Raw genomic sequence first — 21,837 nt, forward strand, 5'->3', positions numbered from 1 at the left:
AGGCTCTCCGGGTGGCCACCAAGGACGACCAGTACCGCGAGCGAGTACGGGCGTGGGTGTTCTACGACTGGGCGAACTCGGCGTTCGCCACGACGATCCTCGCAGCCGTCCTGCCGGTGTACTACTCGACGGTCGCTGGATCGACGTTGTCCTCGCCGGCCGAGGCCACCCGCTACTACACCCTCACGCTCAGCCTGTCGGTGCTCGTGGTGGCGCTGCTCAGTCCGGTGCTCGGCGCCGCGGCCGACGAGGCCGGCTGGCGAAAGCGCTTCCTGCTGATCTTCGCGACGATCGGCATCGTTGCCACGCTCGCCATGTTCGGGATCGGTGAAGGCGACTGGCTCCTGGCCTCGATCCTGTTCGCCGTCGCCCGGATCGGGTTCGGCACATCGAATGTCTTCTACGACGCGCTACTGCCGCACGTCGCCCGGCCCGACGACATCGATCGCGTGTCGGCACGGGGGTACGCCTTCGGTTACCTCGGCGGCGGACTGCTCCTGGCCGCCAACGTGGTCGCCATCTTCGCACTGCCCGACGACAACCTCGGTGTCCGGCTGAGCCTGGCGTCGGTCGGTGTGTGGTGGGCGCTGTTCTCGACCCCGCTGATCCGTTCGGTGGCCGAGCCCCCAGGACTGGGATCGCGTCGGGCGATCGACGCGGTGAAGTCCGGCGTCACCGACGTGATGATCACGCTCCGAGGCTTGGGCGAGTTGCCCGACCTGAAGCGCTTCCTGATCGCGTTCTTGATCTACAACGACGGCATCAACGCGGTCATCACGGTGGCGGCGATCTACGGCGCCGAGCTCGGGTTCGGCGCCATCGAACTCACCCTCGCCATCCTGCTCGTGCAGTTCGTCGGCATCCCCTACAGCCTGCTCTTCGGGTCCCTGCTGTCGGCGGATCGAATCCGCCGGCGCTTCCTCACGATGTTCGTGATCGCCAACATCGTGCTGCTCCCGGCCTTCGGCATCGGGGCTCGATGGTTCGCGTCGGCCGATGTGAGCGGTGCGTCGCTCGACGGGTTCGTCGAAGAAGGTGTGGTCGAGCTCGATCGATCGACCAGCCCGGTCACCTTCCGATGGAATGGCCAATCGGTCGAGATCACCCACGATGCCGGACCCGACCACGGCGACATCGCCGTGCTGGTCGACGGCAACCCGCTTGTCGATGACGACGGTGAGCTGTTCGTGATCGATACCGACAATCCGACGGACCGCACCGGCGAGACCGAGGTGATCGAGCTGGATGAAGCCGGGAGCCATCAGCTCACGCTCCAACTCATCAGCGGGTCCGGCGAGCGCTTCCGCATCGAGTCCATCGAGGTGCTGCCGCCTCCGAGGTCGTCGAGCATCCCGACCATCCTCGTGCTGATCCTGGTGTCCCAGGTGCTGGCCGTCGTCGTTGCGGCGGTCGCCAGTCGTCGGTTCACGAGTCTCGCCGACGGCCTCACCACCAAGGGAGCGATCACGATCGCACTGGCGGCGTACTGTGTGATCGCCGTGTGGGGTTTCGCTCTCGACTCCGTGGTCGAGTTCTGGTTCCTCGCCTGGTTGGTCGCCGTGTGCCAGGGGGGAAGCCAGGCCTTGTCGCGGTCACTGTTCACCCGGCTCATCCCTGAGCGTCGCAGCGGCGAGTTCTTCGGGTTCTTCTCGGTGGTGTCGAAGTTCGCGTCGATCATCTCGCCGTTGGTGTTCGTGGCGAGCGTGACGATCTTCGACTCCAGTCGACCGGCCGTTCTGGCACTGGTCGTGTTCTTCGCCGCGGGGATCTACCTGTTGCGAGCCGTCGACGTCGAACGAGGACGCGACCTCGCCCGTCGACTCTCAGAGGTCGGCTGACCGTTCACTGAAGAAGGCCGGATCGTCGGCGGCCCGGAGCAGCAGCTCGGCGACCTCGTCCGGTTTCTGGGCGTGCACGTCGTGATGCGCCGGTCGGAACCACACACTCCGAGCGACGGGAGCGAGCGCCACGGCGCGGTCGATCGCCTCGTGCTTGTCGGACGGACCGGTCCCGTCGTCGGCGCCGATCAGCAGGAGCGGTGCCGACACATGGGCGAACCGCTCGAAGGGATCGTGCTCCCACAATCCTCGCAGCACCGAGAGGTGACGCTCGAAGGTCAGCCACGGCGACACGGTGGCGGTCTCACCCGGCGTCACCTCGAAGTTGGCGAGCGTTCCCTGGCGGCCTTCCTCGGGCCAATCATCGGCCGACGTGGCCAGCCACTGCTCGATTCGCTCGAGCGGCGTGCCGGCCAGCCGGGGTGGGGCAAGAGCGAGTTCGGCCGCCGACCAGTCGGGGAATCGGGTGGAGAGGTCGATGGCGCCGCCGTCGACCCCGACCACCAGTGCGACGCGGTCAGGATGACGAACCGCCGCTTCGATCACGACGTTGCCACCCCACGATTGCCCGACCAGATTCGCCTTGTCCCAGCCGAGCGCGTCGAGGAGATGGAGCAGATCGTCGGCAACGGTGCCCATGTCGAACGGGCCGTCGATTTTGCTCGACAGCCCGTGTGCTCGCTGGTCGACCGCTACGGCGAGTCGGCCGGCCGCGGCGAGTCGACGCCCGACCCCGTCCCACAGCCGAGCGTTCGAGGCGAGTCCATGGACGAGCAGCCACGGCGAACCGACCGGGGGACCCTCGGGCTCCCACCAGACGGTGCGGAGCTCGACCCCCGACGCCACCGGCACCTGACGCGAGCGACCGGGGTGGTAGCTCATGGCACCTCGAGGTCGGGGAGTTCGATCAGCGTGCCGCCGCTCTCCCCGGAGGCGTGCGCGGCTTCGAGCACGGCGACGACGGCCCGGCTCTGGCGAGGATCGACCGCCAGCGGTTCGCCCGCCAGCAGGTGATCGGCCAGGTTCCGGTGGAACCCCCAACCCGGGTGCGGTGCCGGGGGCAGCGTCGTTTCGGTGATGCCGTAGCCGCTCTCGTAGCGGGCCAGTCGCAGATCGACCGGTGCCTCTGCGTGGTGGTGCCAGCCGTCGAGGTGGCCCCGACCGGCTTCGATCCGCTCGTTGCGCAGCGGCCGATAGTGGCCCTCGATCGTGCCCTCGGTGCCCTGGACGTAGAACTTCGGGCGCCGGATGGCGGCGATGTCGCTCTGCCGGAACGTGGCCTCGCGGCCGTCGTCCCACTGCATCCACACCGACAGCTGGTCGACGTTGCTGGTGTCGTGCCACACGCGGGTGTGGTGGTTGCTCATCACCCGGCGAGGCGCTGCGCCGTACCACTGCAGGATCCAGTCGATGTGGTGCGAGCCCCAGTCGTAGACGGCGCCACCGGAGACGGTGGCTTCGGAGTGCCAGGCCCGGCACGGGTGCTCGAAGCCACCGACGAAGGTCTCGATGTTGAAGACCTCGCCGATCTGGCCCTGATCGATCGCTCGAGTCAGCGCCAGGTAGTCGCGGTCCCAGCGCCGGCTCTGGTGGACGGTCAATGTCTTGCCGGCGGCGTCGGCCATCGACAGCAGTTCGTCGGCTTGCGCCAGGGTCAGGCACATCGGTTTCTCGAGGACGACGTGCTTGCCCGCTCGGAGCAGATCGAGCGCGAGGGGAGCGTGGAAGACCGGCGGGGTGGCGATGATCGCCACGTCGACCCCATCGTCGGCGGCCATCGACTTGGCGTCGTCGTAGCCGCGCAGGTCCGGGAAGTCGGCACGTGCCGCGTCGAGTCGCTCGGGCGAAGTGTCGACCGCTGCGACGAGTTCGAGTCCCTCGGTCTCGGTGCAGGCCAGCCCGTGGGTGTAGCCCATGCCGCCGAAGGGGCCATAGCCGACGACGGCGACGCCCAGCGTGGCGATCGTCGGCTCGTCTCTTCCGGCCAGGAGCCGGTCGATGAAGTGCCCGATCACTGGATGTGCGCGGGCAGCGGTCGCATCCAGTCCGCTTCCGACGACCACGCCGTCGCCGAGTCGCCGCACGGTCAGGACCGGTCGATGCTCGAAGCGGACGCTGCATGTGGCGACGATCTGCACCTCGCCGTCGATCGGACGCAGGTGGCGGAGCCCGGAGTGCAGCGGCACCTCACGTTCGAGACGCGCCGCCTCCGGCCGATCGGCCAGCGTGATGAACCACTCGGTCAGCGGCTCGACCTCGACGGCCTCGGCTCCCGCAAGGAGTGCCGCGGCACGGTCGCCTGGCCGCAGTTCGACGAACACACGCTCGCCGCCCCGTATCCGGCCGGTGAGCTCGTCGAGGTCGTCGTCGGACAGTCCGTCGAGTGATCGAGTGAGCATCGTCATCGAACGGACCGTAGTTGGCTGGCCTCCGTGGTGTTGGATCGGCCAGTCGGCCGGCGGTGTTGGATCGGCCGGGGTGCTCAGCCTGCGGTTGTCGACTGCTTCGGCGGGCGGGGGAAGAAACCCGAGGTGCGCTCCACGTAGTCGGCGTAGCCCGGCCGCCGTTTGCCGATGCTGCGCTCGAGCAGCGCCTTGCCCGAGATGTTCAGGAGGAAGTAGGTCATCACGACCGGACCCACCACCGACACCACGCCAGACCATCCGGTCTCGAGCGCGATGAGCCACAAGCCGAACCACATGGTGGCGTCGCCGAAATAGTTGGGGTGGCGGGTCCAGCCCCACAGTCCTCGATCCATCACCTGACCGTTGTTGGCCGGATCGGACTGGAAGCGGCGCATCTGGGCGTCGCCGATCGCCTCGAATCCGAACCCGACGAGCCACACCAGGGCGCCGATCCACGCCAATGGGCCGAGCGAGGTCGGGGAGTCTGCGGCCTGGCCGAGCGTCACCGGAAGCGACACGACGAACATGACCACGCCCTGCAGCGCGAAGACGGTGAGCAACGACACGATCGGGAAGCGGGGCCCGTGGTGTCGACGCATCGCCTGATAGCGGGGATCCTCGCCGTGGCCGAGATTGCGCATGGCCAGATAGCCCGCCAGTCGCAGTCCCCAGATGCTCACCAGCGCGACCATCAGGTTCTGGCGAGCGGCGACACCGTCGACGGTCAGACGAACGGTCCAGGCCACGACGACGAACCCGAAGCCCCAGGCGATGTCGACGATCGATGCATCGGAGATGACGAGGCTGATGATCCAGACGACGATCATGAGGGCCGCGATGGCCAACGCCGCCGGCAGCAGCGCCTCCATCAGACGTCGCCGATCTCGACCCGGAGGCGCTTGTTGCCCTTGCCCTTCGACTCGGTCTTCACCACGCGCAGGCGACCGACCTCGCCGGTCGAACGAACGTGGGTACCGCCGTCGGCCTGCTTGTCGAGCCCCACGATGTCGACGACCCGGATCTCGCTCACGGACTCGGGGATGAGGTTGACCTTGGTGCGGATGAGATCCGCGTCGACGACCGCCGTCTCACGGGGCAGGAATGAGACCTCGATGGGTCGATCGGCGTCGAGTTCGGCGTTCACGAGTGCTTCGACCCGTTCGGCGAAGCTGTCGGGGAGCGGATCGAACTCGAAGTCCATGCGCGCCTTGAGCGGCTCCATGTTGCCGCCCGTGACCGGGACCGACCACTCGTTCCAGATCACACCGCAGAGCACATGGAGTGCGGTGTGGGTACGCATCAGTTGGTGCCGTCGCTCCCAGTCGATCGTGCCGGTGACGGCCGTGCCCACCGGCGGCGGTTCGGCATCGAGCGTGTGCCAGATGAGCTGACCCGACTTCTTGACGTTGACCACCGCCGCCTCGACCTCGCCGAAGGCCAGAACTCCCATGTCGTGGGGTTGGCCCCCGCCGGTCGGGTAGAACGCGGTGGCGTCGAGTGCGACCGCCGAAGCCTCGTGATCGACCTCGACCACCGTCGCCGAGAAGGTCTGGAGCTCGGCGTCTCGCAGATAGAGGGCGTCGGTGGTGGTCATCAGTCCAGCGTGGCGAGGAGGTCGAGCGCCTGCTGGCAGAGGCCCTCGACCTGCTGCTTGTAGAGGTCGGTGTCGACGGTGTCGTCGGCCATCACGCCCTGGAGATATCGAGCCAGCACACCCTCGACGATGGCGGCGAGCCGCCAGTTCTGGAACGCCCGGTAGTAGTTGATGCTGGTGACCTCGAACCCGGTGATCTCGGAGTAGTGGGCAACGAGTTCCTCACGGGTGCGGAAGCCGCCGACCGAGGTGGGGTTGGCGGTGGCGCCGCGGGCCGACTCCTCCCCGGGCTGCACCCAGTTGTTGAGCAGGTAGCCGACGTCGGCCAAGACGTCGCCGAGCGTGCACAGCTCCCAATCGAGGACCGCAGCAACGGTGCAGCGCTCGGGGTCGACGAGCATGTTGCCCAGCCGGTAGTCGCCGTGCACGATGCCGGTGTACTTCTGCTCCGGCTTGTGCTGCAGCAGTAGTTCGTGGGCCCGCTCCATCTCGGGAAGCTCGCGGGTCTTGGACTTCTCCCACTGACCGGCCCAGCGCTTGAGCTGGCGATCGAGGTAGGCCTCCTTGCGGCCGAGTTCGCCCAACCCGATGTCGTCGGGATTGGTCATGTGCAGCTGCGCCAACACCTCGACCACGTTGCGACTGGTGGCGGTGCGGCTCGCCTCGTCGGGCATGGCCTCGAGGACCGCCTCGTCGTTGTGGAGCACGACACCCTCGACATAGTTCATGACGTAGAACGGGGCGTCGTTGACCGAGACGTCTTCGCACAGCCCGAGTGCCCGAGGCACCGGCAGGCTGGTCTGGCCGACACCGGCGATGATCCGGTGTTCACGGGCCATGTCGTGGGCCGAGGCGAGCACGGCCCCGAGCGGCGGCCGCCGCAGCACGTAGGCCGCGCCGTCGCTGCCCGTGACCTTGTAGGTGATGTTGGAGTGGCCGCCGGTGATGATGGTGAACTCGAACGGTCCGGTGGCGCCGTCGATATTGGCTTCGAGCCATGCGGTGACCGGCTCGGTGTTGATCCCCCGGACGTCGTTGTTGTCACTCATCATCGGACCTCATTCGTGGTGATTCGTTCAGCCTGCAGCTGAGCTCGGCGGACCTTACCGGCGTCGTCGCGCAACGGCTCGTCGACGTATTCGAAGGTGCGTGGTTGCTTGTAGCGCACCAATCGCTCGGTGAGGAATTCGCGCAGCATCTCGTCGGTGAGCTCACCTGCGGGCTGCACGATGGCGTGGATGCGGTTGCCCTTGTCCTCGTCGGGGAGGCCGATCACCGCACACGACGCGACGTTGGGGTGCGAACTGATCGCCGCTTCGATCTCGGCCGGATACACGTTGGCCCCACCGACCAGGATCATGTCCTTGCGGCGATCGGCGAGGTAGAGATAACCGTCTTCGTCCATCCAGCCGATGTCGCCGAGGCACTCCCAGCCGTCGCGGGCTTCGGCTTCGGCGCCGATGTAGCGGTAGGTGATGCGGCCGGGTTCGGTCGGTCGCATCCACACTTCGCCGACGGTGCCCGGCTCGACCTCGTTGCCGTCGTCATCGAAGATCTTGATCTCGCCGCCGCTGGGCTTGCCGACCGAACCGCGGTGGGCGAGCCACTCGGTGCCGCTCAGGACCGTCGATGCCTGACCCTCGGTGCCGCCATACAACTCCCACAGCACATCGGCGCCGACCCAGTCGATCCACACTTCCTTGAGCCAGGCGGGGCACGGCTCGGCGAGGTGGAAGGCGACCTGGAGCGTGCTGAGGTCGTAGGCGTCGCGCACGTCTTCGGGCAGCTTCCACATGCGCTGCATCATCGTGGGGACGAGGTAGATCGAGGTGGCGCGGTGCTGCTGCACGGCGGCGAGGGTGCCCTCGGCGTCGAAGCGTGGGAGCAGGATGAGATGTCCACCCGAGAGCAGGGTGACGAAGGACCAGATGAACGGCCCGTTGTGATAGAGCGGGCCGGGCATCACCATCGTGTCGTCGATCGTGGCCCCGAGCAGCTTGGCCCGCCCCTCCAGATCGACGCTCATCATCGATGGGTCACCCGAGACGATCAGCTTGGGCCGACCGGTGGATCCGCCCGATGTCGGTGCCTTCCAGGCCGGTGAGACGGCGTCGGGAAGCGGTGCGTCGCTCACGTCGTCGGACGGTTCGAAGCCGAGCGCGAAGGACGTGCGACCCTCGACCTCGACCCCGACGACGGCGGCCGGGTCGGCGAGCTCGATGATCGATGCCAACTCGAGCCGGGGGAGACGAGACGACACGGGCTGAGGGATCGCCCCGATCTTCCAGCAGGCGACGGCGGCGATGATGAAATGGAGCGAGTTCGGTTCGGCGATCGTGACGAAGTCGCCCTCGCCGGTCCCGTGGTCGGCAAGCACCCGAGCCATCCGGAGCGCTGCTCGGTCGAGCTCGCCGTAGCTGAGGGTCGATGCGCCGAGGGTGACCGCAGGCGCGTCGGGCCGGGTCTCGGCGTGATGGGCGAACTGGGCCGCATAGGAGCGGGGCGGTGCTTGATCCACAGTGTTCTTCTCTCCGGTGGTGGTGACGAGGGTCACGGTAGTGGTCAGGCTCGATGACGTGAAAACGGCGCCGGCCCGGCCGACCACCCAACGCGACCGAATCGGCGGCAGGATGGTGAGCTGTGACTGTGCATCGCCGAGGCCATCGACGTTGGGCAAACTTCGTCGTCACGACGCTCGTCGTCGGGCTCGGGTTGGCTGCGTGCACGTCGGGTTCGTCGGAGGTCGGCTCCGAGGACGAGCCGGGTGACACCACGACACAGGTGCCGATTCCGGAACAACCGGAGAGCCCTGCTCAGGAGGCCATCATCGCGCTCTCGGGACAGCTGGCGATCGTCGACGCCCACGAGGTCGTGGTCATGCCGCCCGACGGTTCCGACCGCGTCGTCGTTGCCGGTTCCGAGCTCGAGGTGGCAAGCCAGCCGACCTGGTCGCCCGACGGTTCCCGCCTGGCCTGGGTGACCACCGACGGCGTCGATTCGGCGATCGGTGTCGGTGCGCCTGGTGCCGAACCGGACCTGACGGTCGGTCTGGGCACGACCCCGTTCTACCTGTCGTGGGACACGGCGGGGTCGACGCTCGGGTACCTACGGCCGGAAGTCGGCGGGACCCGGTTCGAGATGGGAACGGTTGTCCCTGGTGAGAACGTCGTTCCGGGCGAGGTCGGGGCGCCCCTGTACCTGTCGTGGCGGCCTGACGAGCCTGAGCTCGTGCTGCACGTCGACGGCGATCGACTCGAGCTGTCGACGCCGCCCGATCCGGCGGTGGCGATCGCGCCGACGGCCGACCAGTTCGCCGCACCGGTCTGGCTCGACGAGGACCACGTGCTCACCGTCGAGGCGGGCAAGCTGGTGTCGCTCGACGTGGTCACCAACGCACGGCGGGAGCTGCTCGAGATTGGCGACGTGACTCGTTTCGTGTTGAGTCCCGATCGGGCACGGCTGGCCTATCTGACCGTGCAAGCCGCCACCCAGACGGTGGCGTTCGAGTTGGGTGCTCGCCAGCCCGAAACCATTGCCGACGTCGACCTCCGGGTCTTGGACTTCGCAACGGGGCGCGATGTGCTCGTCACCGACGAGGCACCGCTGGCGTTCGAGTGGAGCCCGAACAGTGCGCTGCTGGGCTGGCTCGGTCGAGCTGACGGCCTGGGCGTGCAATGGCACATCTGGTCGTCGGCCGGTGAGTTCACGACACTCACGCCCTACGTACCGAGCCGGCTCGACCAGAGTGCCTATCTGCCGTTCTTCGATCAGTACGCCCAGAGCCAGCACCGCTGGGAGCCCGAGGGCCAGGCCATGGTGTTCGCCGGGACGGTCGGCACCGAAACGGGCGTTTGGGTCGAGTTGATCGACGGAGATTTCGGTCCGTTCCTCGTCGCCGACGGCGACTACGCCACCTGGAGTCCGCCACCGGGTGGTGGCGGTGGTGGCGCCTCGATCCTGTGAACATCGACGGCGGCGTTCCGCCGACGCGGACGAACGGCCTCAGTCGCTGATCAGCGCGTCCGGGTGCGCCTCGATCCATGCGGCGGCGTCGACTGGTTCCGGTTCCTCGTACCCGGGCCGGAGCACGACGAGTCCAGCCGAGGAGCGGAAGAAGACCTCGTAGGCGTGGTAGCCGCGGTAGGCGAGCTCGTTTCGTTCCATCACCTCGGCGTACGCCTTCACCGCTTCGACGTAGTCGGTCGAGTGGTTGTAGGAGAACAGCGCCGCATCGATGTCGTCGGGAGCGCCGACCAGCGTGAGGTAGACCGCAGCGCCTCGGATGGCATCGGCATCGACCGTGGGGTCGCCCTCGCAGCAGCCTTCCCACGTCGAGGGAAGGAACTGCATCGGACCGACCGCCCCGGCCGTCGACAGCCCTTCGATGCGACCCATCCGGGTCTCGATGAAGTTGATCGAGGCCAGGATCTCCCACGGCACACCGGTGGCGTCCTCGGCAGCGTGGTAGGCAGCGAGGAGTTCCTCGGCGGCGACGGGCTCGTCGATCCGCCAGGCCGGGAGGTCGTCAGCCAACTTCGTACTGGTGACGAGGGCGGAGAGGTGTTGGCGAGCCGACCAGTTCGACGCAACGTCGTCGGCGATGGCCGGATCGACCCCGTCCAGCACGGCGGTTGCCCACGCCTCGTTGTCGGCCAGGGTGCGGTACAGCAGCTGGAGGCGTCGCCCCCACGCCGCGGCGGCGGGGTCGTCGTTGGCCTCGTCGCGAATCGCCAGTTCGGCCTCACTGATTGCTTCGGCCAGTGTCGTCTCGTCGGTCGGGAGCGGTCGCTGATCGGGGGCGACGGTGGTCGTCGTCGGAGCGGTCGTGGTGGTCGTCGACACAGTTGACGTCGGTTCGCTCGACGGCGGTGCGGTGGAGGAGGCGGCTTCGCTGGAGGTCGCCGTGCTCGTGGCCGGAGTCATCCCAGCGTCGGCGTCCGAGCTGGATGGGCTACAGCCGGCGAGCAGCGCACCCACGGCCAGCACCGCCGCGGGAAGGAAGCCGCTAGAACGGCGTTCGGCAGTGGGCGACGGGATCGTGTCCGAAGAAGGCATCGGCACGCGACGCTACGCCGGGTTCGGCCTGGATCCGCCGACCCCGGACCAACGCGCTGGCGCTGACACTTCCGAGCAGGAGCGGGCCGAGGGCATCGGTCTCGCAAACGAGGTCGGGGTCATCGGTGGTTGCGACACACCGGTCGGCCTCGACGGCGAACCTTCCGTACTCGGTGCCGAGCACCAGACGATCGTCGGTGCGGTAGCTGCGGGCCGAGAAGGCGGCGGCGACATCGCGGACGGCGACCCACAGGAAGTCATTCAGTTCGATGGTGCGAAGGGCCCGGGGGTCGTCGAGCAGGTACGGCAGCTGGTCATCCGGGGCGACCGTGTACATCGAGGTGATCTCGCCAACGAGATCGACCGACAGGATCGTGTGCCACAGGGCCGCGTGCGCTTCAGGTGTGGCAGCGCAGAAGTCACGGATCGTCAGCTCGTGGCGGGGATGGCCGAGATCCCACTTCTGCTCGATCGACCAGGCGGCATAGCCGTCGTCGTGGAGGGCGAAGGTCGAGTTGGTGCCCCGGTCGAGATGTGCCGGGAACCAGGCCCGGCTCCGAGACAGCTCCCCAGGCTGGGCTCGTCGATAGCGGTCCCACCGTTCGAACAGGGCGTCGTCGATGCCGTCACGATCGACGATCCGCACCGACCCGGGCGCCGGCTGGTGCGACGGCAGCACCTGGCCGAAACGTCGGTCGATGGTGGTGGCCCGCCACGACGTGGCGCTCCCGTAGCCGAAGCGGCGATAGATCGAGCCCTCGCTCGCCGTCAGCACCATGACCGGCTCGCCTCGGTCGGCCGCCGCCTCATCGAGCATCCGCATCATGGTCGTCAGCAGGCCCTGGCGTCGGTGCGTGACCGCCACGGCGATCCAGGTGACACACGCAGCATCGACCGTGGCGAGGCCCGGCAACGTCAGCTCGTAGGCATAGGCACCGCCAGCGGCAACGATCTGGCCGTCCGCTGCGTTCTCGCCGATGACGAACCGGTCGAGCGGAATGGTCGGACGGACTCGCTCGAGGTCGTCGTCCTTCCAGTCCGACCCGAAGGCCCGACCGTCGAAGACGGCGAGGCGCCCGAAGTCGTCGTCGGAAGGCACGCGAAAGGACACGGTCATGACCGGCAGTCTTGTCGCCTCGATCCCCGGTCGCCTGCGAATTTCACGGTCGGGCTGCCGGCGTTCTCACTCGCCGGCTGCCGCCGCTCTCACTCGCCGGCTGCCGCCGCTCTCACTCGCCGGCTGCCGCCGCTCTCACTCGCCGGCTGCCGCCGCTCTCACTCGCCGGCTGCCGCCGCTCTCACTCGCCGGCTGCCGCCGCCTTGGCCTCGGCCATCGGGGACTGGGTACGGAGCGGGATCTCCCGGAGCCGGAAGGCCACGGCGACGACGAGCAACGCCATGGGGACGGCGGCGAGGTAGACGAGATGGACCGAGTCGGCGATCGACTCGACCACCGGGGTCTGCAGCTCGGTCGGGAGCTCGCGGATCTTCTTCGGGCTGCCGGTGAGTTCGGACAGGTCGAGATTGCCGAGTGTCGACTCGTCGATCCGTTCGGCCAGTTCCGTCCGCAGCTTGGCGGCCATCAATGCGCCGTAGAGGGCGACGCCGATCGTCTGGCCCAGCGAACGAAAGAAGGCGGTGGCGGCGGTGACCACACCGAGATCGGTGAACGGCACGGCGTTCTGCACCGAGACCGACAGCGGCGGCATCAGCATGCCCATGCCGATGCCCATGAGGATCACGAACGGGACCGCCATCAACACCGGCGACGATGTCGTGAGGAGGGTCAGACCGCTGATCCCGGCGAGGGCGACGATCGGCCCAGTGCGGATGAGCGGCTTGTAGCGACCGGTCTTCGACAGGCGACCGCCGGCCACGATCGATGCCAGCGTGAGCCCGACCATCATGGGTGAGAGGATCAGGCCTGACTCGGTTGCGCTGGTGCCGGTGACGACCTGGAGGAAGAGTGGCAGGAACACATTGGTGCTCATCAGCGCAGCACCGGTGATGACGCTGAGGATCATCCCGACGGCGACGATGTCATTCGAGAACAACCGCAGCGGCAGGATCGGCTCCTCGGCCCGGGCTCCTTCCCACCACACGAAACCGACCGATGCAACGAGTCCGAGCGCGATGAGCCCGAGAATGGTGGGCGACGACCAGGCGTAGTCGTCGCCGCCGATGCTGGCGGCGATCAGCAGTGCACTGACGCCGACGACGAGCAGGCCTGCTCCTTCCCAGTCGATACGACGCTCGATACGGACATGGGGCAGGCGCAGCACGGTCGAGATCACCGCCAACGTGATGAGTCCGATGGGGAGATTCAGGAAGAAGATCCATCGCCAGCCGAGCGACGAATCGACGATCAGCCCGCCGAGCAGTGGCCCGGCGAGACCCGACAGCGCGTAGGTGCCCGTGAAGTAGCCCATGTATCGGCCACGGTCTCGTGGCGACACGATGTCGCTCATCACGATGAACCCAAGGGACTGGAGGCCGCCGCCCCCGACGCCCTGGAGCGCCCGGAACAGCACCAGCTGGGTCATGTTCTGCGCGAAACCGGCGAGGATCGACGCGCCGATGAACGAGACGATTGCGAACTGGTAGACGATTCGGCGCCCGAGGAGATCGCTCACCTTGCCGTAGAGCGGTGTGGCGGCGGTCGAGGTCACGAAGTACGCGGTGACCACCCAGGTCAACTGATCGAAGCCACCCAGTTCGCCGACGATGGTCGGCAGCGCCGTCGACACGATCGTGCCGTCGACGGCGGCAAGGAAGATGCCGAGCAGCAGACCCGACAGGATGATCATGACTTGGCGATGGGTCAGTTCGCCGTCGGCAACGCTCGGCTGGTCGAGGTCAGTCATCTCGTGCCCCGAGGTCGCGGTTGAACACCGGCACACGTTTCTCGGCGAACGCCCGACCACCTTCCTTCGCATCGGGGTGATGATCGGTGATCGCGGTGCGAGCGGCGATGTCCTCGAGCGAGTGGGCCCAGGTTTGCTCGGCCGCCAGATAGATCGAGCGTTTGAGCATGCGCATGGCGGCCTGCGGGCCGTTGGCCAACTCGACGGCGAGAGCGAGAGCTGCGGGCATCAGCGCATCGTCATTGGTGACCTCGTGGACCAGACCCAGTTCGAGGGCAGCATCGGCATCGACGATTCGCTTGCGCATCAGGAAGTCCATGGCCCCGGCAACGCCCAGGTGTTGGACGAGCAGGAACTGGCCGCCCTCGTCGGGCAGCAGCCCGAACCGCAGCGTGGCACTGCCCATCTTGGCTGACCGTGCGGCCAGTCGGAAGTCGCACGCGAGGGCGAGCGAGAAGCCGGTTTGGATCGCATACCCGTTGATGGCAGCGATGGTGAGCTTGTCGAGATTCCGAACGGCCGTGTTGACCGCCTGGGAGATGACCCGGAGCCCGTTGTAGGTGCCCATGGCGTGATGGTGGCCCGGGTAGATCGGTGGCACCTCGGCGTGGTCGCGGTCGGGTGTGGTTCCGCTGAGATCGTCGCCGGCCCAGAAGGCGGGGCCCTTGCCGGTGAACACCATGACCCTCACAGCGTCGTCCATCTGAGCCTGGGTGAGCACCTCGAGCAGGTCCCGCTTCATCGCCGAGGTCGACGCGTTCAGACGTTCCGGGTTGTCGAACGAGATGACGACGATGCCAGGGTCTTCCAGCGCCATCTCGAATCCGGTGAAGCGGCGGGGCGATGCGAACAGTGACTCCATTGCGACGGTCTACTACGACCGCACGTCGGGGGCGAACGGGTTCAGCGTGTGCGAGGGAGCACCTGTTCGGCCAGCTGCGCTGCGGCGCCGAGTGGGTCGAACGGTCCGGGGAAGAAGGCGATGGCGTCGACACCGGCCTCGGTCATGGACATGACGTAGGCCGCAGCGTCGTCGAGCGTACCGAAGGCGCCGAGTTGCGCCCACCAGCTCTTGGGCATCGCGCCGACGGCTTCCTCCCAACTGCTCGCCGCCGCTCGGTCAGCGAGCTCGTCGTAGAAGTCGAGCATCCGCAGGCCCATGTGCGGGTGAGCCAGGACGCTGGCGACGAACGGTGTGGCTGCGGCCCGTGCGGCGTCACCGTCGTCGATGACCATCGACGCAAAGATCGTCATGCGGTGCGGCTCGCCGGACCGTCCTACCTCGGCGGCACCGACGGCGATCTGTTCCTTGACCCACCGGAGGTACGTCGGGCTGCACAACTCGGCGAGGATCGTGCCGTCGGCGGCGCGCCCCGCCAACTGCAGGGACTTGGTCGACTGGACGCCGGCCGACACCAGCGGCGCGGTGTGGGGCGGGGCTTCGAGGGCCACGTCGTCGAGGGTGACATAGCGGCCGTCTCGGGTGATGCGGTCTCCGGCGAGGAGCTCCCGCACCGCGAGGATCGTCTCCTCGAGCGCTGTGAGCGGCGAGGCCTTGCGCGCTCCCATCTGCGCCATCCACGTCTGCACGCCGTGGCCGATCCCGGCGTGGAACCGCCCGGGAGCCAGCCCGGCGAGGGTGGCGATCTCCATCGCGGTGATCGCAGCCGTCCGAGCGACCGCGGGCATGATCCCGATCCCGACGCCGATGTGATCGGTGGCGGTCAAGGCCGCGGCAGCGAGCGTGGGCCCGCTGGTGAAGAAACAGTCCTCGATCACCCAGAACTCGTCGAAGCCCAACGACTCGGCGGTGTGGGCATGCTCGATGACTGCGCCCGCTGCGAATTCACGGTGGAAGCACAACCCGATGTCGGTGCTCATGCTTCGTCCGCCGCCTCGTCGCCGGTGGCGACCTCACGATCGGGATCCGAGGACCAGCCGGACCACGACCCCACGTACAGTCTCGGGCGACCGACTCCGGCGAGTTCGGCGGCCAGGATGTTGTTGCATGCGCTGACCCCGGAGCCGCAGTAGATGATGGCCTGGTCGTCGACACCCGCCTCGGTGAAGCGAGCCGCCAGTTCGCCCGGTGGTCGGAATCGGCCGCCGTCGAGTGGACCGTCGAGGTTGGCCGCAAACGGCAGATTGAGGGCACCCGGTACGTGGCCGGCCTTGGGGTCGATGGGTTCGACCTCGCCCCGGAAGCGCTCGCCCGCCCGGCTGTCGACGACCACACCGCCGTTGGCGATGTGCGCCGCCACCTCGTCGGCGTCGACCATCACGCCGTCGGGCCAGGAGACGATCGCTCGCTCGGCAGCGATGGCGGCATCGGCCGCGCCGGTCTCGAGTTGGTCGGCGCCGTTGGCCGCAGTCCAGGCGCCGATGCCGCCATCGAGTAGGGCCGCGTCCTGGCCGAGAATCCGCAGCATCCACACCAGCCGGCCGGCGATCATCCCGCCGGCGTCGTCGTAGGCGACCACGGTGGTGTCGTCACCGATGCCTTCGTTGGCCAGACCATTGGCGAACACCTCGGGCGTCGGCATCGGATGCCGGCCGACGACTGGCGCCGCCGGTGCTGCGAGCACGGTGTCGAGATCGACGAATCTCGCACCGGGAAGATGGCCGGCGAGGTAGGCGTCGCGCCCGACTCGGCCGTCGAGGTACGAACGAACGTCGCACAGCACGACCTCGCTTCGATGTGCTTCCAGCCACTCGGGGCTCACGATGGGATCGATCATGACCGACCTTCGAGGTAGCGGTCGGCGAGGTCGGCGAGCGTTGCGTAGAACTCCTCGACGCAGTCGCCGATCACCTCGGCGACCGGGCGCACCGAGTCGATCCGGCCCTGGACCTGACCGCTCAAGGCGATGGCCGCGTTCATGTCGCCGCCGAAGTAGAGATCCATGGCATTGCCGAAATCGCCGAACACGTTGTGCTCGGCGAACTGGAGCGTCAGCGTCTTGTCGGTCTTGATCGCTCGCAGGGCGGGGGAATGGCGCTGATTCAGGAACACCGTGTCGGTCTCGGCGCCGTCGACGATGGCCTGCTTCCAGTTGGCATGGACCGGGCTCTCGGCCGCCGACACCATCCGGGTCCCCATCTGCACGGCCTCGGCGCCGAGGGCGAAGGCGGCCGCCATCGATCGACCGTCGACGATCCCGCCCGCGGCCACGATGGGGACGTCGACCTTGGACCGGATGAGTGGGAGCAGCACCATGGAGGCGACGGGGTCGGGGTTCTTGAAGCCGCCACCTTCGCCGCCCTCGACGACCAGGCCGTCGACACCGGCCTCGATGGCCTTCATGGCGCCCTTGAGCGTCGGCACGACGTGGAACACCGTCAGCCCCGCTTCCTTCAGTTGTGAGGTGTACGCCTGCGGATTGCCGGCCGAGGTGGTGACGAACTTGACGCCCTGGTCGATCACGAACTGGACGATGTTGGGATCGCGGACGAACGCCTGGGCGATGTTGACGCCGAACGGCTTGTCGGTGAGGTCACGCATCTTGAGGATCTCGTCGCGCACGTTGTCGAGTTCACCCGACGAGGTCTCGATGATCCCGAGGCCTCCGGCGTTCGACACCGCCGACGCCAGTTGGCTGCGGGCGATCCACCCCATCGGGGCCTGGATGATCGGATAGTCGACACCCAGGAGCCGGGTGATTCGGTTGTCGAACGGAGCGGGTGCAGTGGTCACGCCCAGACCATGCCATGCCACTCCCACCACTGTCACGGCGTAGGCGGGCGGTGCGCTCCCGCCCGCAACCCACCGCCCTAGCTCCACCGGAATGCCGGCCGCTCACCCGAACCGTCGAGGCTGAAGCCCATTCCGGCGAACTGTCGACACTGAGGCTCAGAATCGGGCTTCAGCGTCGACAGATCACGAGGGTGGGCTTCAGCGTCGACAGTTGACGGCGGGCGCGGCAGTCGGCGTGGGAGCATTCCTCGATGGTGTATGTGATCGCGCAGGTATCGGACGCACACGTCGGTGGGCCAAACGTCGGGAGCGGGGACCGACTGTCGCTGGCGATCGACGAGATCAATCGGATGTCACGCCGTCCGGATCTGGTGCTCCTGACCGGCGACAACACCCACAACGGAACGCCGCAGGAGTGGAGTGAGGTGCTCGATCGGCTGGGCGCCCTCGAGGTGCCATGGGAGGCGATCGCCGGCAACCACGACCGACCGATCGAGGCGCTGGCCGACCATCGAGCGATCGATGCCGGTCCGCTGCGCCTGGTGCTCCTCGACGCCGGCTCGAACGTCTTCACCGAGAACGACGCTTCGTGGCTCGATGCCGAGTTGAGCGCACACACCGATCAGCCGACGGTCGTCGCCATCCACGCGCCGCCGTTCGAGACCGGCATCTGGTGGATGGACTGTGTGGGCCTTGGTGGCGCCGATCGTTTCGAGACCGTGGTGCGCCGCCATCCACAGGTGCTGCAGGTGCTGAGTGGGCATGTGCACCGGCTCATCCAGACCAATTGGGGCGGCTGTTCGTTGTGGGTGTGTCCGTCCACCGCGATCTCGGTCGCCATCGACCTCGACCCGAACCACGATCCGGCGGAAACGGCCGAGGCGCCCACGTTCAGCCTCCACGCGTACACCGACCGTGGCGTCGTCTCGCACCTCGTACCGGTCGGCGTTGCCGCCCAACGGTCGCTCATCGTCGACAATGCCCCGGACTTCGTCCAGTGGGCCCGCACCGCCCAACAAGACCGAGCCAGCCTCTTCACCTGAACGCTCGGCCCTCCAGCTCACCTGAGGCGAACTCTCGGCCCTCCAGCCCGGAAGTGGGCTCCAGAGCCGAGAGTTGGTCAGTCGTGGGCTCGTGAGCCGAGAGTTGAACCGTTGAGGCTGAAGCCCATTCCGGCGAACTGTCGACACTGAGGCTCAGAATCGGGCTTCAGTGTCGACAGATCACGAGGGTGGGCGCCAATGTCGACAGTTGACGATGGACGGGAGCGGGTCGGTCCCGGTTCCGGTGCCGCTGGTGTCAGGTGAGGAGGGTGAGGATCGTCGGGGCGTCGAGGTGGTCGACGTGGCCGGGGCAGGCGGCGAGGTAGTCGGCCGCAGTGGCACGGTCCCAGCCACGGAGCTCGGCCAGGCCGTCGGCGATGACCCGGAGGTATGAGGCGTGCGCCGGCGCGATGACGTCATCGGGCGTCGGCCCGGTGAAGGTCAGTACCGGTTCGCCGTCGATCGAGCCGACGTGGAGGAGGGACCCGTACCAGGTCGGGTACGGGGTGACGATGCCGGCGGCGAGGAGCTGCTCGAGGTCGATGGCCGCCGGCTCGGGTTGCCGGTTCTCCTGAGCGAAGACGTCTTCCATCTGCCCGAGCGTGATCCGCCACGCCCGACTCTGGGTGGCGACGAGCGGGTCCGACGTCAGCGACAGCTTGGCCACCCCGCCTCCGCCCCAACGTTGCGACGAGTGGGCGAAGAGCAACTGATGACGCAGGACGTAGGGCCGGTCGTCGGTGGGCATCGCCGAATCGCGCGAGCCCTTCTGTGCGTCGCCGCTGGTCGACATGGGCACCGCGCCACCGAGTAGGTAGGCGAGAAAGCGCTGCCGCAACAGGTTCGAACCATACGAGGCGTACCAGACGGGGGTGTCGAGATCAGCCATCAGACGTGCGGGACGACAGGATCAACCGGCCCCACCGATCGTCGCCCTGGAGGTAGTCGTGCTCGCTGAGCGAGGGAAACATCGACTCGACCCAGGGTCGCTGTTCGTCGAGGAACCCGGTGATGACGAGGGTCGCATCGGGCGCCAGTCGGCCGAACACTGCCGGGGCGATCGGTTCGAGCTCGGAGGCGAGCATGTTGACGACGACGAGGTCGAAGGAACCGAGCTCGTCGAGCGCATCGTCGGTGATCGCGACATCGAGCCCGTTCGACACTGCGTTGCGCCGGGCAATCGTGACGGCTTCGAGGTCGATGTCGACCCCTACGACCGGCTGGGCCCCCAGGGCCGCAGCGGCGAGCGCCAGGATGCCGGTGCCGGTTCCGACGTCGAGTACGGCGGTCGAAGCAGAGGTGAGGCGCGTGACGGCGTCGAGCGCCAACCGAGTGGTCGGGTGATGTCCGTGCCCGAAGGCCTGACCGACCTCGATCGACAGCACGTGTCCGCCGACGATCAACTCCTGCGGTTCCGGTGTCGGCCATGCCGAGGGGTCGACCGGTGACACCACGGCGATCGGCCCGATGGCTGCGGCGGCCACCTCGGCATCGGCGCGTTGCTCGAAGCCGGCGATGATGGCGGGCGTTGCGTCGACTTCGACTTCGGCGATGCCCGTGGTGCCGAGTTCCCAGAGGCGTTCCTGGAGATCCTCGACATCGGCCCCCGCCGGCAGTGCGATCGTCAGGAGCCAGGCCATAGCATCAGGCTATTCATGAGTGACCACACTGACTCGACCACATCGCAGGCAGGCGGACCCGACGACGCGGGAGCAACGACCGACCACGGGGCCACCGACGCCGCCGGCCTCGGCTCGGGTGCCGCTCCACTGCACGCCGCCATCGACATCGGCACCAACTCCTTCCATCTCGTTGTCGCCCAGGCCGACGCCAGTGGCGGCTTCGACGTCCTCACCACCGAGAAGGAGATGGTGCGGCTGGGCTCGGGCGCCCACGAGATGAAGCGTCTCCAGCCCGATGCCATCGAGCGTGGAATCGCCGCTCTGCAGCGGATGAACGAGGTCGCACAGAGCTTCGGCGCGGTCGACCTGGTCGCCGTCGCCACGTCGGCCGTGCGTGAAGCCAGCAACGGCAACGAGTTCATCGAACGGGCCCGAACCGAAGCGGGCGTCAACGTCGAAGTCATCGCCGGGACCGAAGAGGCTCGGCTGATCCATCTTGGTGTCCTCCAGGCCCTCCCGGTCTTCGACCGTCGGCTGATCCTCGCCGATATCGGGGGCGGCAGCACCGAGTTGCTCGTGGGCGAGGGCGGCGAGGTCATCGAGGCCCGCAGCATGAAGCTGGGGTCGATTCGACTCACGCAGCGGTTCTTCCCCGACGGCGAGATGACCAGGAAGAGCACCAACGCGTGCCGTCAGTACGTGCGGGCCGCGCTGGCGTCGGTGTCGCGCGAGCTCGGTGGTCACCAGCCGGAGATCGCGATCGGCTCGTCGGGCACCATCTCGACCCTCGCGGCGATGGCGGCCGCCAACCGGGGCGAGGAGCTGCGCTCGGTCAACGGGGTGAGCTTCACGTGCAGCGAGCTCGATGCCGTGATCGACTCGATCGCCTCCACCGACCGGAACGAGCGCAAGGACCTTCCCGGCATCGACCCGCGCCGGGTCGACATCATCACGGGTGGGGCGATCCTCCTGTCGGAGATCTTTCGTGCCTTCGACATCGACGAGATGACGGTGTCGAGCTACGCCCTGCGGGAGGGTGTGCTCCTCGATCGCTTCGGTGGGTCCCGGACGGCCGGACTCGACCGCTTGAGCGATCTGCGTCGTGCCAACGTCGAACGCATGGCGACGCAACTGGATCCCGATCCCGAACACGCCGCCACCTGTGCCAATCTCGCGGGGCAGCTGTTCGATCGCACCCAGCGACTCCACGGCCTCGACGCCAACGATCGAGAGCTCCTGGTGTGCGGTGCGCTGCTGCACAACGTCGGGCTGTTCATCAGCCACTCGAGTCACCACAAGCACGGCTACTACGTGATCCGGAACTCCGATCGTCTCACCGGCTTCACCCAGCAGGAGATCGAGGTCATCGCGCTCGTCGCTCGCTACCACCGGCGAGGGCGGCCGAAGGAACGCCACCGCGAGTTCGCCGCGCTCCTGCCCGACGAGCAGCAGAAGGTGCGCATCCTGGCCGGTCTCTTGCGCATCGCGATCGGACTCGATCGCAGCCACGCCGCTCGGGTGCAGTCGATCCGGGTGCTGGTCGACGACGAGCCGCAGCGACCCGTGCTCACGATCGAGCCGCTCGCCCACGACGACGCCGATGATCTCGAGCTCGAGCTCTACGCAGCGGGGGAGCGTTCGAAGCTGTTGGCCGATGCGCTCGGTGTCGACATCGTGCTGCACCGTCCGACCAACGCCGATCGGGCGTATCAGTCGAGCTGA

General features: G+C 67.6%; 19 protein-coding genes. 4 read left to right on the forward strand and 15 right to left on the reverse strand.

The window, feature by feature from the left end:
* Positions 1 to 11 precede the first annotated feature (11 nt).
* Entirely contained in the window at positions 12 to 1,838 is a 1,827-nt protein-coding gene (locus tag R2733_12665; GenBank protein MEZ5377350.1) for an MFS transporter, read from the forward strand.
* Here R2733_12665 and R2733_12670 read toward each other — a convergent pair.
* The 6 genes from R2733_12670 to R2733_12695 form a co-directional block, all read right to left on the reverse strand.
* On the reverse strand, positions 1,824 to 2,720 hold the full coding sequence (locus R2733_12670; protein MEZ5377351.1) for an alpha/beta hydrolase: 897 nt from the start codon (positions 2,718 to 2,720) through the stop codon (positions 1,824 to 1,826). The two genes, R2733_12665 and R2733_12670, sit on opposite strands and share 15 nt — an antisense overlap.
* Positions 2,717 to 4,243: a Gfo/Idh/MocA family oxidoreductase gene (locus R2733_12675; GenBank protein ID MEZ5377352.1), complete on the reverse strand. Its 1,527-nt coding sequence runs from the start codon at positions 4,241 to 4,243 to the stop codon at positions 2,717 to 2,719. Before R2733_12675 ends, R2733_12670 begins: the two co-directional genes overlap by 4 nt.
* 77 nt (positions 4,244 to 4,320) lie before the next feature.
* Positions 4,321 to 5,112, reverse strand: coding sequence for a DUF1295 domain-containing protein (locus R2733_12680; GenBank protein MEZ5377353.1), 792 nt, complete (start codon positions 5,110 to 5,112; stop codon positions 4,321 to 4,323).
* Complete coding sequence (locus R2733_12685; GenBank protein MEZ5377354.1) at positions 5,112 to 5,837, reverse strand: alanyl-tRNA editing protein; 726 nt, start codon at positions 5,835 to 5,837, stop codon at positions 5,112 to 5,114. The genes R2733_12680 and R2733_12685 overlap by 1 nt, the downstream gene beginning before the upstream one ends.
* Positions 5,837 to 6,886 (reverse strand): phosphotransferase family protein, encoded by a 1,050-nt coding sequence (locus tag R2733_12690; protein MEZ5377355.1) that lies wholly within the window; start codon positions 6,884 to 6,886, stop codon positions 5,837 to 5,839. Before R2733_12690 ends, R2733_12685 begins: the two co-directional genes overlap by 1 nt.
* Positions 6,886 to 8,391, reverse strand: a complete 1,506-nt coding sequence (locus tag R2733_12695; GenBank protein MEZ5377356.1) for an AMP-binding protein — start codon at positions 8,389 to 8,391, stop codon at positions 6,886 to 6,888. The genes R2733_12690 and R2733_12695 overlap by 1 nt, the downstream gene beginning before the upstream one ends.
* 86 nt (positions 8,392 to 8,477) lie before the next feature.
* Between R2733_12695 and R2733_12700 the strand changes: the two genes are divergently transcribed.
* The gene (locus R2733_12700) at positions 8,478 to 9,800 is read left to right on the forward strand and encodes a hypothetical protein (protein ID MEZ5377357.1); all 1,323 of its coding nucleotides are present in this window, start codon (positions 8,478 to 8,480) and stop codon (positions 9,798 to 9,800) included.
* A 39-nt stretch (positions 9,801 to 9,839) separates the two neighbouring features.
* Here the strand turns inward: R2733_12700 and R2733_12705 are convergent, their stop codons facing one another.
* The 7 genes from R2733_12705 to R2733_12735 all read right to left on the reverse strand — a co-directional run bounded on the left by R2733_12705 (position 9,840) and on the right by R2733_12735 (position 17,450).
* Positions 9,840 to 10,892, reverse strand: coding sequence for a lytic transglycosylase domain-containing protein (locus tag R2733_12705; GenBank protein ID MEZ5377358.1), 1,053 nt, complete (start codon positions 10,890 to 10,892; stop codon positions 9,840 to 9,842).
* On the reverse strand, positions 10,843 to 12,009 hold the full coding sequence (locus R2733_12710) for a GNAT family N-acetyltransferase (protein MEZ5377359.1): 1,167 nt from the start codon (positions 12,007 to 12,009) through the stop codon (positions 10,843 to 10,845). The genes R2733_12705 and R2733_12710 overlap by 50 nt, the downstream gene beginning before the upstream one ends.
* 181 nt (positions 12,010 to 12,190) lie before the next feature.
* Entirely contained in the window at positions 12,191 to 13,756 is a 1,566-nt protein-coding gene (locus R2733_12715; protein MEZ5377360.1) for an MDR family MFS transporter, read from the reverse strand.
* Complete coding sequence (locus R2733_12720; protein ID MEZ5377361.1) at positions 13,749 to 14,618, reverse strand: enoyl-CoA hydratase/isomerase family protein; 870 nt, start codon at positions 14,616 to 14,618, stop codon at positions 13,749 to 13,751. The genes R2733_12715 and R2733_12720 overlap by 8 nt, the downstream gene beginning before the upstream one ends.
* A 41-nt stretch (positions 14,619 to 14,659) precedes the next feature.
* The gene (locus R2733_12725; protein MEZ5377362.1) at positions 14,660 to 15,637 is read right to left on the reverse strand and encodes an LLM class flavin-dependent oxidoreductase; all 978 of its coding nucleotides are present in this window, start codon (positions 15,635 to 15,637) and stop codon (positions 14,660 to 14,662) included.
* Positions 15,634 to 16,494 (reverse strand): sulfurtransferase, encoded by an 861-nt coding sequence (locus R2733_12730; GenBank protein ID MEZ5377363.1) that lies wholly within the window; start codon positions 16,492 to 16,494, stop codon positions 15,634 to 15,636. Before R2733_12730 ends, R2733_12725 begins: the two co-directional genes overlap by 4 nt.
* Positions 16,491 to 17,450 carry a nitronate monooxygenase gene (locus R2733_12735; protein MEZ5377364.1) on the reverse strand — a complete coding sequence of 320 codons (960 nt, stop codon included), beginning with the start codon at positions 17,448 to 17,450 and terminating at the stop codon, positions 16,491 to 16,493. The genes R2733_12730 and R2733_12735 overlap by 4 nt, the downstream gene beginning before the upstream one ends.
* Positions 17,451 to 17,701: 251 nt before the next feature.
* Here R2733_12735 and R2733_12740 point away from each other — a divergent pair, with 251 nt between their 5' ends.
* Positions 17,702 to 18,493: a metallophosphoesterase gene (locus tag R2733_12740; GenBank protein MEZ5377365.1), complete on the forward strand. Its 792-nt coding sequence runs from the start codon at positions 17,702 to 17,704 to the stop codon at positions 18,491 to 18,493.
* A gap of 256 nt (positions 18,494 to 18,749) precedes the next feature.
* On the opposite strand, the gene R2733_12745 is transcribed toward R2733_12740, so the two are convergent.
* Both R2733_12745 and R2733_12750 read right to left on the reverse strand, forming a co-directional pair.
* On the reverse strand, positions 18,750 to 19,382 hold the full coding sequence (locus R2733_12745; protein ID MEZ5377366.1) for a hypothetical protein: 633 nt from the start codon (positions 19,380 to 19,382) through the stop codon (positions 18,750 to 18,752).
* Positions 19,375 to 20,133 (reverse strand): 50S ribosomal protein L11 methyltransferase, encoded by a 759-nt coding sequence (locus R2733_12750; GenBank protein ID MEZ5377367.1) that lies wholly within the window; start codon positions 20,131 to 20,133, stop codon positions 19,375 to 19,377. Before R2733_12750 ends, R2733_12745 begins: the two co-directional genes overlap by 8 nt.
* Positions 20,134 to 20,148: 15 nt before the next feature.
* Here R2733_12750 and R2733_12755 point away from each other — a divergent pair, with 15 nt between their 5' ends.
* Positions 20,149 to 21,837 carry a Ppx/GppA phosphatase family protein gene (locus tag R2733_12755; GenBank protein ID MEZ5377368.1) on the forward strand — a complete coding sequence of 563 codons (1,689 nt, stop codon included), beginning with the start codon at positions 20,149 to 20,151 and terminating at the stop codon, positions 21,835 to 21,837.

This window comes from Acidimicrobiales bacterium (assembly GCA_041394265.1).
Taxonomy (GTDB): Bacteria; Actinomycetota; Acidimicrobiia; order Acidimicrobiales; family SZUA-35; genus JBBQUN01.

Bases quoted from the DNA above. Each gene is read 5' to 3' on its own strand.
- R2733_12690 (MEZ5377355.1), bottom strand. From the start codon at position 6,886: ATGAGTGACAACAACGACGTCCGGGGGATCAACACCGAGCCGGTCACC.
- R2733_12685 (MEZ5377354.1), bottom strand. From the start codon at position 5,837: ATGACCACCACCGACGCCCTCTATCTGCGAGACGCCGAGCTCCAGACC.
- R2733_12710 (MEZ5377359.1), bottom strand. From the start codon at position 12,009: ATGACCGTGTCCTTTCGCGTGCCTTCCGACGACGACTTCGGGCGCCTC.
- R2733_12680 (MEZ5377353.1), bottom strand. From the start codon at position 5,112: ATGGAGGCGCTGCTGCCGGCGGCGTTGGCCATCGCGGCCCTCATGATC.
- R2733_12745 (MEZ5377366.1), bottom strand. From the start codon at position 19,382: ATGGCTGATCTCGACACCCCCGTCTGGTACGCCTCGTATGGTTCGAAC.
- R2733_12670 (MEZ5377351.1), bottom strand. From the start codon at position 2,720: ATGAGCTACCACCCCGGTCGCTCGCGTCAGGTGCCGGTGGCGTCGGGG.
- R2733_12720 (MEZ5377361.1), bottom strand. From the start codon at position 14,618: ATGGAGTCACTGTTCGCATCGCCCCGCCGCTTCACCGGATTCGAGATG.
- R2733_12725 (MEZ5377362.1), bottom strand. From the start codon at position 15,637: ATGAGCACCGACATCGGGTTGTGCTTCCACCGTGAATTCGCAGCGGGC.
- R2733_12755 (MEZ5377368.1), top strand. From the start codon at position 20,149: ATGAGTGACCACACTGACTCGACCACATCGCAGGCAGGCGGACCCGAC.
- R2733_12740 (MEZ5377365.1), top strand. From the start codon at position 17,702: ATGGTGTATGTGATCGCGCAGGTATCGGACGCACACGTCGGTGGGCCA.
- R2733_12730 (MEZ5377363.1), bottom strand. From the start codon at position 16,494: ATGATCGATCCCATCGTGAGCCCCGAGTGGCTGGAAGCACATCGAAGC.
- R2733_12750 (MEZ5377367.1), bottom strand. From the start codon at position 20,133: ATGGCCTGGCTCCTGACGATCGCACTGCCGGCGGGGGCCGATGTCGAG.
- R2733_12715 (MEZ5377360.1), bottom strand. From the start codon at position 13,756: ATGACTGACCTCGACCAGCCGAGCGTTGCCGACGGCGAACTGACCCAT.
- R2733_12675 (MEZ5377352.1), bottom strand. From the start codon at position 4,243: ATGACGATGCTCACTCGATCACTCGACGGACTGTCCGACGACGACCTC.
- R2733_12705 (MEZ5377358.1), bottom strand. From the start codon at position 10,892: ATGCCTTCTTCGGACACGATCCCGTCGCCCACTGCCGAACGCCGTTCT.